Annotated in this window: 17 protein-coding genes; 13 read left to right on the top strand and 4 right to left on the bottom strand. The window is 36.4% G+C overall.

Annotation, left to right across the window (positions count from 1 at the left end; all coding sequences use genetic code 11):
• The first annotated feature begins 50 nt into the window (after positions 1-50).
• The 11 genes from E4O00_RS05220 (at position 51) to E4O00_RS05170 (ending at position 9,527) form a co-directional block, all read left to right on the top strand.
• Positions 51-1,052 (top strand): DHH family phosphoesterase, encoded by a 1,002-nt coding sequence (locus E4O00_RS05220; protein ID WP_253678939.1) that lies wholly within the window; start codon positions 51-53, stop codon positions 1,050-1,052.
• A 72-nt stretch (positions 1,053-1,124) separates the two neighbouring features.
• Positions 1,125-1,664, top strand: coding sequence for a hypothetical protein (locus E4O00_RS05215; protein WP_253678938.1), 540 nt, complete (start codon positions 1,125-1,127; stop codon positions 1,662-1,664).
• 130 nt (positions 1,665-1,794) lie between these two features.
• Positions 1,795-2,655 (top strand): flagellin N-terminal helical domain-containing protein, encoded by an 861-nt coding sequence (locus tag E4O00_RS05210; protein WP_253678937.1) that lies wholly within the window; start codon positions 1,795-1,797, stop codon positions 2,653-2,655.
• Positions 2,656-2,937: 282 nt separating this feature from the next.
• A complete protein-coding gene (locus tag E4O00_RS05205) occupies positions 2,938-3,795 on the top strand; it encodes a flagellin N-terminal helical domain-containing protein (RefSeq protein WP_253678936.1) in 858 nt (285 codons plus the stop codon).
• 200 nt (positions 3,796-3,995) lie between these two features.
• Positions 3,996-4,367, top strand: a complete 372-nt coding sequence (locus E4O00_RS05200; protein WP_253678935.1) for a flagellar protein FlaG — start codon at positions 3,996-3,998, stop codon at positions 4,365-4,367.
• Positions 4,368-4,411: 44 nt separating this feature from the next.
• Positions 4,412-6,373, top strand: a complete 1,962-nt coding sequence (fliD, locus tag E4O00_RS05195) for a flagellar filament capping protein FliD (RefSeq protein WP_253678934.1) — start codon at positions 4,412-4,414, stop codon at positions 6,371-6,373.
• 9 nt (positions 6,374-6,382) lie between these two features.
• Complete coding sequence (locus tag E4O00_RS05190; protein ID WP_253678933.1) at positions 6,383-6,973, top strand: hypothetical protein; 591 nt, start codon at positions 6,383-6,385, stop codon at positions 6,971-6,973.
• Between the two features lie 13 nt (positions 6,974-6,986).
• Entirely contained in the window at positions 6,987-7,247 is a 261-nt protein-coding gene (locus tag E4O00_RS05185) for a DUF4822 domain-containing protein (protein ID WP_253678932.1), read from the top strand.
• 1 nt (position 7,248) lies between these two features.
• Positions 7,249-7,680 carry a tRNA (adenosine(37)-N6)-threonylcarbamoyltransferase complex ATPase subunit type 1 TsaE gene (gene tsaE / locus E4O00_RS05180; RefSeq protein WP_253678931.1) on the top strand — a complete coding sequence of 144 codons (432 nt, stop codon included), beginning with the start codon at positions 7,249-7,251 and terminating at the stop codon, positions 7,678-7,680.
• Entirely contained in the window at positions 7,677-8,333 is a 657-nt protein-coding gene (tsaB, locus tag E4O00_RS05175; protein ID WP_253678930.1) for a tRNA (adenosine(37)-N6)-threonylcarbamoyltransferase complex dimerization subunit type 1 TsaB, read from the top strand. Before tsaE ends, tsaB begins: the two co-directional genes overlap by 4 nt.
• A 27-nt stretch (positions 8,334-8,360) precedes the next feature.
• Complete coding sequence (locus E4O00_RS05170) at positions 8,361-9,527, top strand: HD-GYP domain-containing protein (protein WP_253678929.1); 1,167 nt, start codon at positions 8,361-8,363, stop codon at positions 9,525-9,527.
• 3 nt (positions 9,528-9,530) lie between these two features.
• On the opposite strand, the gene E4O00_RS05165 is transcribed toward E4O00_RS05170, so the two are convergent.
• Positions 9,531-10,736 carry a coproporphyrinogen-III oxidase family protein gene (locus tag E4O00_RS05165; RefSeq protein ID WP_253678928.1) on the bottom strand — a complete coding sequence of 402 codons (1,206 nt, stop codon included), beginning with the start codon at positions 10,734-10,736 and terminating at the stop codon, positions 9,531-9,533.
• Positions 10,737-10,739: 3 nt separating this feature from the next.
• Positions 10,740-11,441 (bottom strand): signal peptidase I, encoded by a 702-nt coding sequence (lepB, locus tag E4O00_RS05160; protein ID WP_253678927.1) that lies wholly within the window; start codon positions 11,439-11,441, stop codon positions 10,740-10,742.
• 73 nt (positions 11,442-11,514) lie between these two features.
• Here lepB and smpB point away from each other — a divergent pair, with 73 nt between their 5' ends.
• Positions 11,515-11,979, top strand: a complete 465-nt coding sequence (gene smpB / locus E4O00_RS05155) for an SsrA-binding protein SmpB (protein ID WP_253678926.1) — start codon at positions 11,515-11,517, stop codon at positions 11,977-11,979.
• Positions 11,979-12,845: a TP0183 family DNA metabolism protein gene (locus E4O00_RS05150; RefSeq protein ID WP_253678925.1), complete on the top strand. Its 867-nt coding sequence runs from the start codon at positions 11,979-11,981 to the stop codon at positions 12,843-12,845. Before smpB ends, E4O00_RS05150 begins: the two co-directional genes overlap by 1 nt.
• Here the strand turns inward: E4O00_RS05150 and E4O00_RS05145 are convergent.
• Both E4O00_RS05145 and E4O00_RS05140 read right to left on the bottom strand, forming a co-directional pair.
• Positions 12,842-13,396 (bottom strand): L-threonylcarbamoyladenylate synthase, encoded by a 555-nt coding sequence (locus tag E4O00_RS05145; RefSeq protein WP_253678924.1) that lies wholly within the window; start codon positions 13,394-13,396, stop codon positions 12,842-12,844. The genes E4O00_RS05150 and E4O00_RS05145 overlap by 4 nt on opposite strands.
• Positions 13,371-13,820 carry a septum formation initiator family protein gene (locus E4O00_RS05140; protein ID WP_253678923.1) on the bottom strand — a complete coding sequence of 150 codons (450 nt, stop codon included), beginning with the start codon at positions 13,818-13,820 and terminating at the stop codon, positions 13,371-13,373. Before E4O00_RS05140 ends, E4O00_RS05145 begins: the two co-directional genes overlap by 26 nt.
• Positions 13,821-13,876: the final 56 nt, after the last annotated feature.

The following is a 13,876-nucleotide window of genomic DNA, read 5'->3' as shown; positions in this document are numbered from 1 at the left end:
TATTTATATCCTCTAAGGCCAAAACCTTAGAGGAATTTTATGAGGAATACATGCATAATATCAGCAGCTCAAAAATCAGCAAACCTTTAATTCCACAAAAATTGACGGAATTTTTAAATACTTACGAAAATTTTATAATTGCAGGTCATAAAGAGCCCGATGGGGATTGTATAGGAAGCTGCCTTGCAATGTCTTTCTTTTTAAAAAGAAAAAATAAAAACTGTATTTTAATGTCGGCCGGACCTTTTAAGCGTGTAGAGATAAAGGAATATGAAAATCTTTTTACAGACAAGCTGGAAATTTCAGATAAGATAAATCCTAAAACTACAGGTTTGATAATCCTTGACTGCTCAGGCTTTGACAGAGTAGGAGAAATAGCAGAGCTTATCAAAGGTTTTAATTACATTATAATCGATCATCATGCAACCAATACTGAAAAATCCGATGCATCGCTTATAATGACAGATGCACCTTCAACAACATATCTTATTCAATCAATAATTGAAGAAATGGAAGGAAGGCTGACAAAAGAAGAAGCAGAAGCTCTGTTTTTCGGTCTGTGCACCGATACCGGATTTTTTAGACATTTGGATGAGAGAAGTGCCGAAGTTTTTGCTCACGCATCCAGACTAATTAAAGCCGGAGCCAATCCGAAACAAACATTTATGAAGATGAACGGAGGTAAAAAATTTGAATCACGCCTCTTGATTTCAAGAATCCTAAATCGAATGAAGAGATATTATGACGGAAGACTTGTTATTTCTTACGAAACTTATGATGACCTACAGGAATTCGGCCTTGAAGGACGCGACTCGGATATAGTCTATCAGCTGATTCAGACAATAGAAGGAGTCGAAGCTATATGCATCGTACGCCAAGAGTCTCAAACACACTGCTCAGTAGGTTTTAGGTCCTTGGATAAAATTGATGTAAGCAAGATTGCCTCATCATTTGGAGGCGGAGGGCATAAACAAGCCTCAGGTCTGTACATAGAAGGAAAGATTGATGATCTAATCACAAGGTTTGTTGAAGCCTTTGGAGCACAAATGTAAAATTTGACATTGTTTTTTTTAAAATAATGTGATAGAATATTTTTTATAGTTAAAGTTTATGGGAGAATAGTCTTGAATAACGATGAAATTTTGTTTCCTTTATTGGAAAAAGGCGATATAAAACGAACAATGGAAATTGCCGCTGCTGAAAGCAAAAAACCTTTTGAAATTATATCTGAAGGCATGAACATAGTAACGGCATCTGTTTTAGCGGATATACCTTCTGTTTATAAAATGGATTTGATACGAAAAGTAGGAGCTCTTTTTTCTACTCAAGAATATTGTGAGCTGCTAAACCAAAAAATGTTTACCCTTAAGCCTGAAGAAAGGGATAAGCTAAAGGATCAGGGGATTCTTATAAATAAGGAAACAACCCTTCCCTATTGCCAATGGTTTAATATTTTTGAAATAGCCTTTCCTTGGCTGCCCCTTTCGGTGTTTGAAGATTTTGCAATTTATCTTAGGGACGAAAAAAAGCTCATTCTTGATAAAGATACCATTGAATTAGTAAGAGAGAATTTTTCAGTATCAAAACGCTATTCCGAAAGAGAACTTGCACGCCTTTTTGATTCAAATATCCTAAAAGATCCGGCAGACATAGATGAGGAATAAAAAATTAATTTTTTTTAAAAAAGATCTAAAGTTTTAGTAACATAAAACCGATATAGATAACGAGGGTTTTCTACTCTCAAAATAAAGCAAGGATGCTTTATAAAAACATTATTCCAGGGAGGAATATCTTATGATTATCAATCACAACATGAGTGCGATGTTCGCACAGAGAACGCAGGGTGTTACCAATGTACGCATCGGTAAAGACATCGAAAAACTTTCATCCGGTTTACGCATTAACCGAGCAGGCGATGACGCTTCCGGTCTTGCTGTTTCCGAAAAAATGAGAAGTCAGATTCGAGGTTTAAACCAAGCTTCTGCAAACGCTTCAAACGGTATCAACTTTATCCAAGTAGCCGAAGCATATTTGCAGGAAACAACCGACATCATGCAGAGAATCAGAGAACTCGCTGTTCAGTCTTCAAACGGTATCTATTCCGCCGAAGACAGGATGCAGATTCAGGTTGAAGTTTCTCAGTTGGTTGCAGAAGTCGACCGAATTGCTAGTTCAGCCCAGTTTAACGGTATGAATATGCTCACAGGCCGCTTTGCACGCGAAACAGGTGAAAATGTTGTTACAGGCTCTATGTGGTTCCACATCGGTGCAAACATGGATCAGAGAATGCGTGTTTATATCGGCACAATGTCTGCCGCAGCCCTCGGTGTTAGAGGAATCGGAGACGAAAAAATTATGTCGATTGAGACTGCAGAAACTGCCAACCGAGGAATCGGAATCATTGATGAAGGCTTGAAAAAGATCAACAAGCAAAGAGCCGATCTTGGCGGTTACCAGAACAGAATGGAGTTGACAGTTGTCGGTATCGATATCGCAGCAGAAAACCTCCAAGCTGCAGAGTCAAGAATCCGTGATGCAGATATGGCAAAACAAATGGTAGAATATACCAAGAACCAAATCTTGTCAAATACCGGTATTGCAATGCTCTCACAGGCTAACAACAACAGCCAGCTTGTAATGTCTCTTTTAAGGTAACAAATTTGTAAAATACTCTTGTATTTTTTTAATTATAAGAGTATAATATGTGAAGCGTCAGGGGCTATCCCCTGCACGCTTAAACGATCTTTGAAAAAATGCCCTTTATGGGCGGCCCTTATGAAGCCCTGTATTACAGTATTATTAGCAGTTTGAATAAAATTGTTAATAATACTGTCTTTATAATTTGTATAAAAGGCGCTAAATTTTATGCAATATTATAAAATACAGGAGTATTTTTCAGCAAAGGATGCTGAACTATAGGACTTCAGGGAGGGTCATATGATAATTAATCACAATATGAGTGCAATGTTTGCACAGCGACAGGGAGGAGTCAACGAACTTCATCTCGCAAAAAATATCGAAAAGCTTTCCAGTGCGGAAAGAATTAACCGTGCAGGTGACGATGCTTCCGGTTTGGCCGTATCCGAAAAGATGCGAAGCCAGATCAGAGGTTTAAACCAAGCCGGTCAGAACATTCAAAATGGTGTTTCTTTCATTCAAGCAACGGAAGGCTACTTAGGTGAAACTACAGATATAGTTCAGAGATTAAGAGAATTGGCTATACAGGCCGCTAACGGCATTTATTCCGCCGAAGACAGAATGCAGATTCAAGTTGAAGTATCACAGCTTGTTGATGAAGTAGACAGAATCGCAAGTCATGCTCAATTCAACGGAATGAACCTTCTCACTGGACGCTTCGCACAGGATTCCGCATCAGGACCCATGCAGCTCCATGTCGGTGCAAATATGGATCAAAGAGAAAAGATCTTTATAGGTACAATGACAGCATCAGCACTCGGTATTATCGGAGCACAACAAGGCGGAGAAGATAAGATTATTTCTATGTCTTCTGTAGACGGTGCCAATATGGCATTGGGAACCCTTGATAATGCTCTTAAGCAGATTAACAAGCAGAGAGCAGACCTAGGCGGATACCAGAACAGGTTTGAAATGGCATATAACGGTATAGCAATTGCTGCCGAAAATATGCAGGCTGCCGAATCAAGAATCCGAGATGCAGACATGGCTAAAGAAATTGTAGACTATACAAAGAACCAGATCTTGATCCAGTCAGGAACTGCTATGTTGGCACAGGCCAATGCACAGCCTCAGGCTGTTGTTAGGCTTCTTCAATAATGAAGCAGATCTTATAAGGGCCGATAAAAAGAGATAACCGGATGTCATCTCTTAAAATTGAAAGCCTTTAGAAATCTTTAGGAAGAAAGAAGATGCGCCCTTCTTCTTCCTTTTTTTTACTGCTAAGAGTTGATGCTTAAAACGTTATGACTATATTTAGATGTCACGGATGATGTCTATTTAAAGCCAAGGAGGTTTTTATGAGTATAGAAATAAACGGCATAGGGCACCAAGCAGGATTACAACCAAGACGTGATACAGCGATTAACGGCTCAATGAGGGCTGCAGCCGATGTAATAGTACAAAAGGAAGCCGCCGCACAAGCCGAAAATCAAAAAGTACTTGCTGACCCTAATGAAATATCAAAAACTGTTGCACAGATTCAAAAACTATGCGAAATCTGTGATCGAAAATTACAATTTAGAGTAAACAAAGAAACAAACCGCATTGTCGTTAAGGTAATAGATGCAAATACCGACAAGGTAATAAGGGAAATTCCGTCCGAAGAAATACAGAGACTGCAAGCAAGAATACTTGAAACAGTCGGTCTTTTATTCGATGAAACAATCTAGTCGGAATTTTTCCCTTTTTAGGTGTTAAAAAAACAGGGGTTTAAATGTCCGATTTAAGTATACCGGGAGTCAACAGTACATACGAAAAGCTCGTTGAAGCTTTAATGAAAAAGGAAAGAATTCCTCGAGACAGAGAAGCCGACAAACTCGAACGCCTGCAATTACAGGACGATTCGTGGAGGCAGGTCGGTAAATTTTCTCTTGAAGTGCGTAATGCGGCAAGAGAACTATACTCTTTTAATAATCCCTTTGTAGAAAAAATAGCAGAATCCTCAAATGAAAGATCCGTTACGGCTACAGCCTCCAGAGGTGCTAAGGATCAAAATATAAAAATTAATGTTATTCAAGTCGCAGAATCAGATAAATTTTTAACAAAAGAAGTAAATAAAGATATTGAAATAAAAAAAGGAAAATATACTTTTAAGGTAGGAGAAAAAAACGTATCGGTAAACTGGAAGGGAGGAAAATATAAGGGCTTTATAGATCTTGTAAACTCAAGAGCAAAAGACATTTTAAATATAACCGAAATAAAAATCAGCCCTGAAACAAAATCTTTGTTGTTTTCTTCAAATATGACTGGAGAAAAAAACAGATTGGAATTTGCAGATGATGCCCTACCCTTTGCCCTTGAAATGGGACTTATCAAAAAAAACGACTCATCGTCAATAAAAACTTCAGTTTCTTCAATTGAGGCTAAGCCTGAATCATCTCAAAAAATAGATTTTTCGGAATCGGTAAGGGCAAAAGGTCAATATGTAATGGAGCTTACAGTTTCAATTAAGGAACCTTCAGTTCCTGCTGCCGAAAAAGAAGATATGGGCGAAAAAGTTTATGAACAGTTAGGCTCAATCTCATACAGAGGGATTGTAATCCAAAACGAACCTTCAAATGCCGGACTTGAAAAAGCTCGGATGGAGCAGAAGGATAAGGCTGTTCCAAAGGTTGATATGAATATTTTAGCATTAGAATCAACAAGAGGAGTACTTATTCCCCTGCCGCCTCTTTCGGAAAATGCCGAAACGCAGACAATTACCATTCCGTTGGCAGAATACGGAGACGTAAAGGCCCTTGCAATCAACAATAATAATACCGAAAAGGCTGTCTTTATAGAAAACATCAGAATATTTGATCCTAAGGCTGCCGGAGACTATATACCTGTAAACCCTGTTTCAACAGCAAAGGATGCTATAATAAATTTTGAAGGAATTCAAATTAAAAGAGATAAAAACGATATTGACGATTTAATTCCAGGTGTTACCCTGCACGCTCATGAGTCTTCGGAAAAACAAGAAAAACTTACGATAAAACCGAATGTAGAAGCCGTTAAAAATGCAATTATCGAGCTTGTCGCAAAATACAATAGGTTTTTTGCTCAAATCAATATCCTTACACAAAATAAGCCTGAAATAATCGAAGAGCTTACCTATCTTTCAGAAGCAGAAGTTGAGGATGCTAAAAAAAAATTGGGGTTAATGTATGGAGACAGCACATTGATGAGCTTTAAATCGAATTTAAGACAAACAATAAATGCTCCATATAAACCGGCAGACGATTCAAAAATATTTATGCTAAGTCAGCTGGGGGTTTCCACAAAATCGGACAGCTCAGGCGGAGTAGATATGTCCCGTCTTAGAGGCTACTTGGAAATTGACGAAAAAAAACTTGATGAGGCCTTAAATAACAATATGGAAGAGGTTAAACTTTTTTTCGGCTTTGATTCGGATGGAGATATTTTGATAGACTCAGGCCTTGCACATGCAATGTATGAATATATTAATCCTTATACTCAACGAGGAGGTATTTTAGGAATAAAAAATGATGCTTTAAAACTCAAAATGGATGCTTCTCAAAAGAGAATAGAGAACTATGACAAAAAACTTGCCGAAAAAGAGTTAGCTCTTAAAAAGAAATACGGAATAATGGATGGGACCTTAAAAAGTTTGCAAAAACAATCCCAAACAATGGACAATTTTAACAAACAGCTTCAAAATCAAAATAAACAATAAGGGATAGCAATGAAAGTAAAATTAAATGGACAAGACATTGAATTAAAAATTGAAAAAGAAATAACTATAGGCGATGTTCTTGGAAATATAGAACAAGAATGCCGAACACGGAAAAACACTATAACTCAAGTTTGTGTCAACGGAAAAGAATTGACTTTAAGCGAGCTTGATGAGCTTTTTGAAAATCCTCATCAAATAGAAATAGACATTGAGCTATTTACAACAAGCGGAGATGACATAAGGGAGCTTTTAAAAAGCATTGGTGATGAATTTATAAAAAATTCGGAAGAAATTGAAAAAATTCCTGTAAAAGTGCAAACAGGAAGTGATGTAGAAGTTATCAAAGCAATCGAAAGTTTTTCTGTTAATCTTGCAAAATTATATGAAACAGCAAAATTATTCGATATTGCCGACATACCAGACGACTTAAAATTTGGCGAAATGACAATTAGGGAATATCAAACCGAAATATCGTCTAATTTGGATGCTATTATTAATGCAATTGAAGACACCGATACGGTAGAGATTTCCGATATTGCAGAATATGAATTAGCACCGCTTGTAAAAAAGTTGGGAAATGGTTTATTATCAATAACATAACCGGAGATTTAAGATGATTGTTTCTGAAATAAAAAATATTGAAAAAGAAGATACCCATATATATTACCGTCAAAAATATATCGGAACAGCCGTATATACTATATTGGGTAAAGAGCAAGAAGGAAAGGTAGAATTTTTTGTAGAACATAAGCCGACGGGTGAAACCGAAATACAGGTACAGATGATAGACAAGATAGACTATCCTGTTTTACAGATAATGATGGAGTTAAAGGCCTGTGTCCGCCGTTTAATTGAATCAAGGAAATTACCGTAAGATGGAATTTACAGTAAAAACCGAAGAAGATACTATTAGTTTAGGAAAAAAGATAGGAAAAAAATTAAAAAAAGGAGATGTAATCGCCCTTGACGGCTCTTTAGCAGCAGGAAAAACCTATCTGACAAAGGGAATTGCACAAGGCTTGGATATTGAAGAAGATATTACAAGCCCTACTTTTACCCTAATATCTGAATACTCAGGCCGTCTGCATCTATATCATATGGATGTATACAGACTGGACGGAGTTGAGGATTTTTTAGATCTTGGTACTGAAGAAATGTTATATGGAGATGGTGTTTGCGTAATTGAATGGAGTACAAAGGTAAAAGAAGCCTTACCCAAAAACACTATTTATATAGGTATAACTGTAAATGATGATAATTCAAGAAAAATTATTATCAGCAATAAAGACTTTGGTGAGGATTTATGAACATAGTTTGCATCGATACAAGTTGGAACTCTGTTGAAATAACGGCTCAAGGAAGTGAAGGAACATTTACCTCCGTTTTTACGCCGGCGAAAGCAAGACATTCAGCCTTGCTTATTCCTGCAATAGAAGAAGCAGTAAAGCAAGCAGGTTTTTCCGTAAACGAAACAGATGTTGTAATATGTCCTCAAGGGCCGGGAGGTTTTACAGGTCTAAGACTAGCCTACTCGACGGCAAAGGCAATTCAACTGCAAACAAATGCTCATTTTTTTTGTGTTTCTATTTTGGAAGCTCTTTGTTATAGATACGGAGATAAAAATCAATTTTTATCGGTTATTGATGCAAAACGCGACTGCTTTTATGTACAGGCATTTGAAAATAAAAAGCCGATATCGGAAGCCTTTGATATAAGTGCGGAGGATGCAGTTAAACTTATTGATAAAAATAAAAAAACAATTATTTGCGGTTTCGGAACGGAAAAATTTAATGAAGAAGCCAAAGCATCTATCGATTCAAATAATATCACTTTTATAGAAGCACACAAAGAGGCTTTTTCAAACATTTTACTCGATTGTTTTACTGCAAATCAGGCGTGTAAAAAAGTTGAAGATCATGAGGGACCGGTATATATAAGAAAGAGCGATGCAGAGTATTAGGTATTGTAACTAAAGGATTTTAAGCCTATGAAAAAAAAAGAAAAGAAAAGTAAATCTAAAAAAGGAATTAATGAAAAAAGTTTTTTAACTCTCGATGAAGTAGAAATGCTGGATGAGGTAGAAGAAGAATTGGAAGAGCTGGGGGATGAAATTTACCAAGAAGATCCTGACAGTTTACATCATCCGATAAATTTTAACAATACTGAAATTAAAACCGAAGTTTTAAAAACAGCTGTAGACTTACTTGCAACACCTACAGTTTGCTCCATGCTCCTTGATAAGAATTTTTTGATACTATACATAAGCGATGCAGTAAACCGTCTTTTTGAAGGTTATCACAGTATAGAAAAAAAGCCGTTTTTTAACATATTCGGAAGCACGCTTGAAAAATCCACTCTTGATGATCTTTTAGCCAAATTAAGAAATCCTAACCGTGGCTACTCTTGGTCCGGGGTTTTAAAACATAAAACAAGATACCGCAAAACTATGTATACAAAGACAAACATATTTCCCCTATTTGATAATAACTCTCTCAACGGCTACTGGGTTATGTTTGAAGATATAAGCAATTCCTATTTAAGTCAGTATAAAGATATGATGGAAAGCCTATTAAATGCATCAAAATTAAAGGATAACGATACGGGCTTTCATAATGAAAGGCTTAATTATTATTCAAAGGCCCTTGCCGAGACCCTATTTAGAGAAAATTTATTTCCTCAAATAGATGCAGACTTTATAGATAATATTTCATCTCTTGCAGCTATTCACGATATAGGAAAAATAGGAACGCCTGATTATATACTGCAAAAAAAAGGTTCGCTTAACGATGTTGAATGGGCTGTTATGCGGGAGCACACTATCAACGGAACACTCATCCTTGCAAACTACCCTATTCCTATGGCAAAGGAAATCACTCTTAGTCATCATGAGAGATGGGATGGAAGGGGCTATCCTTATAGGCTTGCAGGTGAAATGATTCCTCTATCGGCACGTATAGTGGCGATATCCGATGTTTATGATGCCCTGAGAATGAGGCGTTCTTACAAAGAAGGAATCCCTCATGAAGAAACCGTCGCCCATATTGCATTAGGAGCAGGGGCGCACTTTGACCCTACCCTAATTGAAGTTTTCCAAACTATACATAAAGAGTTCGATTATATCTGGGAACAAAACAAGGACCAAAATCAAGAGTAATTTTTAAAATAAGGTGTCAATCTCTTGAAAGAGATCCCGTAAAAATAAATTTAAATACAGAAAACCGTTTTCGGTTAAGTAAAATTTTTCTTCAGTCAAAACAACAGCCTTCTTATTCAGCCATTTTGAAATAGTATTTCCTGCAAATGCGGTAATATCAGTCCCGAATCGGGATTTAAAAAACGGCCTGTCAATTCCGTCAGTAAGCCGCAACCCCATCATAAAGGCTTCTTCAATAAATTCTTTTTCATTTACGGTTTCGTATTCATAAACCTCATCTCTATTTTGTAAGGTCATCCATTTTTCTATATTTTTAATTGCAGAAAATCTCAATGCGAAAACATTTGCTTGAGCATGTAAATGAACATCGGTATTTACAGAGGCGGATAAAGACTCTTTATCAAAAAAAATGGATCCGAAGGCACCGGGACCGACCCCTATATAGTTTTCCAACCTCCAATATTTCTCATTATGTATACTTTTATATAAATTTTTGTATGAAAAATTAGACACCTCATACTTATTATAGCTATTTTTCTCTAAAATATCCTTACCATAGTTCCATAGTTCGGCTATTTCATCATCTTTTTCATCCGAAATTTTTGTATTTGAACAAAGGGCATATAAAGAAAAATGTTCAGGTTTAAAAGTCAATAATGTTTCTATATCGTCCTTCAAAATAGCCGAGGTTTGATTATTCAGTCCTGCAATTAGATCACAAGAAAGCATCAGATTTTTTTGAGTGCGTAAAAGCTCAAGTGAGGAAAGGCTCATTTTTCTTCCGCCCCTCCTTTTACAGGCACTTAAAACCTCATCATTAAGGGATTGAATACCTACAGAAAACCTGTTAACACCGCCTTTTACCGCTGCTGATAAAAAGTCCTCGGCTAAATCTTCGGGATTAATTTCGACCGTAAATTCTTTGGGAGGATTTTTTTGAGCATCAATTATTTGTGATGAAAGATAATAAATATCATAAGGAGAAAGGAGCGACGGAGTTCCGCCTCCAATATAAACGGTATCCCATTCGCTTATACCGTATTTAGCGGCTTGAATTGTTATATCGTCAGTCAGTCTTAAAACAAAGGGACTTATGGGGCCGGACAAAATATCCTTAAAGCGGCCGGCCTTAACTGAAAAAAAATCGCAGTAATTACATTTTTGGAGGCAAAAAGGTATGTGAATATAAAGACCGGCATTTTTTTTCATCGATCAATAAAATTTAAACTCTTTAAGCGGCCAGTACTTAAGCATAATTTTACCGAATAGTTTTTTATCTCCTTTGACAGGCCCCCAAAGACGGGAATCATCTGTGATTATTCTATTATCGCATAATACAAAATATTCGCCTTCTTTTAAAACCGTTTTCGGATATGTTCCCGAAAAGGGCAATGATGAATCCCAATTTGCAGGAAGATCCTGAACTTCAATATCGTAGTTTTTTTGAGCCAGCTCAAATTCCGTTAAAAAATGATTCGAATCTTGAGTTTTTATGTGCAAAACAAAATTTTCCATGTAGAGGGTATCTCCGGGTAATCCTACAATTCTGCGGATGGAATAAGCATTTGCGTTTTGTATATCAAAGGGCCTTACAAGATGAAAGGTAAAAAAGCCTGTAACAGTATTTACAGCCGATTTAAAAAAGGGCTTTTTTTGTGAAGATGAGCTATTGATAACCACCAAGTCCCCGCGTTTAGCTGAAGCCGTAGAATAAATAGGAGTTGCCAAAACCATATCGCCTGTAGAAATTTCAGGGAACATGGTGTCCGTTTGCAGCCTATAAGTTTTTAGTATATATGATGTTATAAGTACATATGAAATAAAGGCAAACAGCACCAAAAAAATAATAAAAAATACCTTGTTGCGGTATTCCCTCTTCGCAGTATATGAAAAACTTCTGTATTTTGCAGCCATTATTAATCCTCAAGGCATAATATCATTTTCTGCTGTCGTTGACAAGTGTCTAATCTATGAATATAATATATATATGGAGAAAACACCTGTAAAAATAATAGCTAAAAACAAAAAAGCTTTTTTTAATTATACCGTCGAAGAAAAAATAGAATGCGGGCTTGTATTAAAAGGAACGGAAGTTAAATCTTTAAGAGAAGGCAGAATTTCTTTTCCGGATGCCTTTGCAGAAATTAAGGATAATGAGGTTTGGGTTAAAAATTTTCATATTTCGGAATATATTTACTCCTCCGTTTTTAACCATGACCCTGAGCGTCCCAAAAAACTTCTTTTAAAAAAGGACGAAATAAAAAGATTGAAACGAAAAGTTGAGGAAAAAGGCTATACCCTCATCCCCTTGGAATTTTACTTTAAAAACGGTATCGTTAAGGTGCTCTTAGGTGTTTGTAAGGGTAAAAAGACCTTTGATAAGAGGGCAGACATAAAAGACAGAGACCTAAAAAGAGATATGCAAAGGGAGATAAAGATAAGAGGTAAATAATGAAGATAAAAAAGTATTACGGATTTTTAATATTTTTGCTTTTGATGCTGCATATGCCGTTTTTTAGCTCAGTGGGTATGCTTTATGCAGCTCCCACAGTCGGCGTTTTTAAGCTTGAATCTAAAAACATAACGGAACAAACAACAGCGACAATCAGTAATGCTATTTTCAGTTTTGTAAAGGAGTTAAAAAGATACGATATTGTAGATATGCGTTCTACTCCGGTTACCGAAACGGATGCCCGTCAGCGTTTCGATTATGTTTTTGCAGGTAAGGTTACAGGGCTTGAAAACGGAATTCAGCTTGAACTTATGCTGAAAAATTCTTCGGATAATATAACAAGAAGAATATCAAAAATTTATCAAAGCGTTAATTTAATCCTATTGGATTCGCGGGTTCTGGTCTCGGATATTTTTGATAAATCTGTAAATTTATCGGTTACCTACAATTTGGAAGACTCCGAACCTAAAGAAGATGCAGAGGTAGAAGAAGTAAAAAACATAGATATTCTTTCAGGTTCATGGCAGGGAGAAGATGGTCTTGAACGGGTTGAAATTATGAGGGGCGGAAGAGGAATAGCCCTCCTTTCAAGCGGAATAACAATCTTACTTCAAATAAAGTTGAATGAGGGCTATTTGACAATAAATCAATCAGGCAAGGCATTGCCGAGACAATTTATTAACTTACCTGATGAGATAGCCAAAAAGGCAGCAGAGATGGGTAAAACACCATCATGGAAATTCCTTGTTTCCGCCGACAATAAGGTTTTAGCCGGTGAAAAAATAGATATCGAAATAGTGTATCATGGAAACACCCTTGTTTCGGTCAATGAAGTTATAAAAAAAGTACGCTGGGTAAAAAATTAAAGACTTATTTTTAAGGATCCTTGCCTGATTATAAACGGCTCCTTTTCAATTAAACTGACAATCGTAGACGATAATCCTTTTTGATCTCCTCCGTCAATTATCAAAGAAACCTTATCTTCAAACTCTTTTATTATATCCCGAATATCGCTTAAAAGCGGCTCTCCCGAATAATTAACGCTCGTAGAATAAATAGGAAAACCTGTCTTTCCTATTAAATTTCTAAGCCAGATGTCATCGGGGCATCTAAAAGCCGAAGTTCCGCTGCCTTCCTTATCCCTTACAATTAAACTCAAAGGTGCAGGCCAAAGATCTAGAAAGGCTTGAGGAATTGGCGTATCAGTATATTTATAAATGTCTTCCGGTTTTTCAATCAGGCTGATAAAACTTTTTTCAGCCCCTCTTTTTTTGATTTTAATGATTTTTTCTTTTGTAATGGGAATTATACCCGAAAAGCCGTAAACAGTATCGGTAGGAACTATTATGATATCATGATTTTTTAATGCTGAGGCAGCTAACTCTAAAGACTTAGGATCTTTTTTTAAAATAACCATCTTTTTTTACCGCCAGCAGCTGAAAAATGATAACAATGATTCCCAACGAAATAGCGATTGTTTTGCACATATAATCGGATAGAAAATAAGGAGTTTCAATTTTTAAGATTGTTCCGGGATTTAAGGCTTTTCCAAAGCCGGAGTTAAAGTTTACAAGCTTAATTATTCCCTCATTATTATATATATAACCTAATTCATGGGCATAAACGGCAATTGTTTCAGGGTCATATGTTAAATTCCTTATAAGGCTATCCAAATCTTCCCCTGTTTGCCTAAGAGATCGGACATGATTTACAAGTGCATCCCGCTGAATTTCTATAAAACGCTTTGCATATATTCCCTTAGGGCCCAAAAACACGGTCAAAGCAGTGTAAGCGAAAACGCCAATAAAAACGGGAATCATCACTCTAAAATATTTTTCCATAGCTCAAACTATATAACGGCATTTTATCCTTTTTTCTTGAATTTTTTGTCAAATTA

Source organism: Treponema sp. OMZ 788 (assembly GCF_024181245.1).
Lineage (GTDB): Bacteria > Spirochaetota > Spirochaetia > Treponematales > Treponemataceae > Treponema_B.
Note: the sequence above shows the minus strand (reverse complement) of the source record. Positions and strands in the feature narration are given on the sequence as shown.

Bases quoted from the DNA above. Each gene is read 5' to 3' on its own strand.
- E4O00_RS05210 (WP_253678937.1), top strand. From the start codon at position 1,795: ATGATTATCAATCACAACATGAGTGCGATGTTCGCACAGAGAACGCAG.
- E4O00_RS05205 (WP_253678936.1), top strand. From the start codon at position 2,938: ATGATAATTAATCACAATATGAGTGCAATGTTTGCACAGCGACAGGGA.
- E4O00_RS05190 (WP_253678933.1), top strand. From the start codon at position 6,383: ATGAAAGTAAAATTAAATGGACAAGACATTGAATTAAAAATTGAAAAA.
- E4O00_RS05150 (WP_253678925.1), top strand. From the start codon at position 11,979: ATGAAGATAAAAAAGTATTACGGATTTTTAATATTTTTGCTTTTGATG.
- E4O00_RS05185 (WP_253678932.1), top strand. From the start codon at position 6,987: ATGATTGTTTCTGAAATAAAAAATATTGAAAAAGAAGATACCCATATA.
- E4O00_RS05220 (WP_253678939.1), top strand. From the start codon at position 51: ATGCATAATATCAGCAGCTCAAAAATCAGCAAACCTTTAATTCCACAA.
- lepB (WP_253678927.1), bottom strand. From the start codon at position 11,441: ATGGCTGCAAAATACAGAAGTTTTTCATATACTGCGAAGAGGGAATAC.
- fliD (WP_253678934.1), top strand. From the start codon at position 4,412: ATGTCCGATTTAAGTATACCGGGAGTCAACAGTACATACGAAAAGCTC.
- smpB (WP_253678926.1), top strand. From the start codon at position 11,515: ATGGAGAAAACACCTGTAAAAATAATAGCTAAAAACAAAAAAGCTTTT.
- E4O00_RS05200 (WP_253678935.1), top strand. From the start codon at position 3,996: ATGAGTATAGAAATAAACGGCATAGGGCACCAAGCAGGATTACAACCA.
- tsaE (WP_253678931.1), top strand. From the start codon at position 7,249: ATGGAATTTACAGTAAAAACCGAAGAAGATACTATTAGTTTAGGAAAA.
- E4O00_RS05170 (WP_253678929.1), top strand. From the start codon at position 8,361: ATGAAAAAAAAAGAAAAGAAAAGTAAATCTAAAAAAGGAATTAATGAA.
- E4O00_RS05145 (WP_253678924.1), bottom strand. From the start codon at position 13,396: ATGGTTATTTTAAAAAAAGATCCTAAGTCTTTAGAGTTAGCTGCCTCA.
- E4O00_RS05140 (WP_253678923.1), bottom strand. From the start codon at position 13,820: ATGGAAAAATATTTTAGAGTGATGATTCCCGTTTTTATTGGCGTTTTC.
- E4O00_RS05165 (WP_253678928.1), bottom strand. From the start codon at position 10,736: ATGAAAAAAAATGCCGGTCTTTATATTCACATACCTTTTTGCCTCCAA.
- tsaB (WP_253678930.1), top strand. From the start codon at position 7,677: ATGAACATAGTTTGCATCGATACAAGTTGGAACTCTGTTGAAATAACG.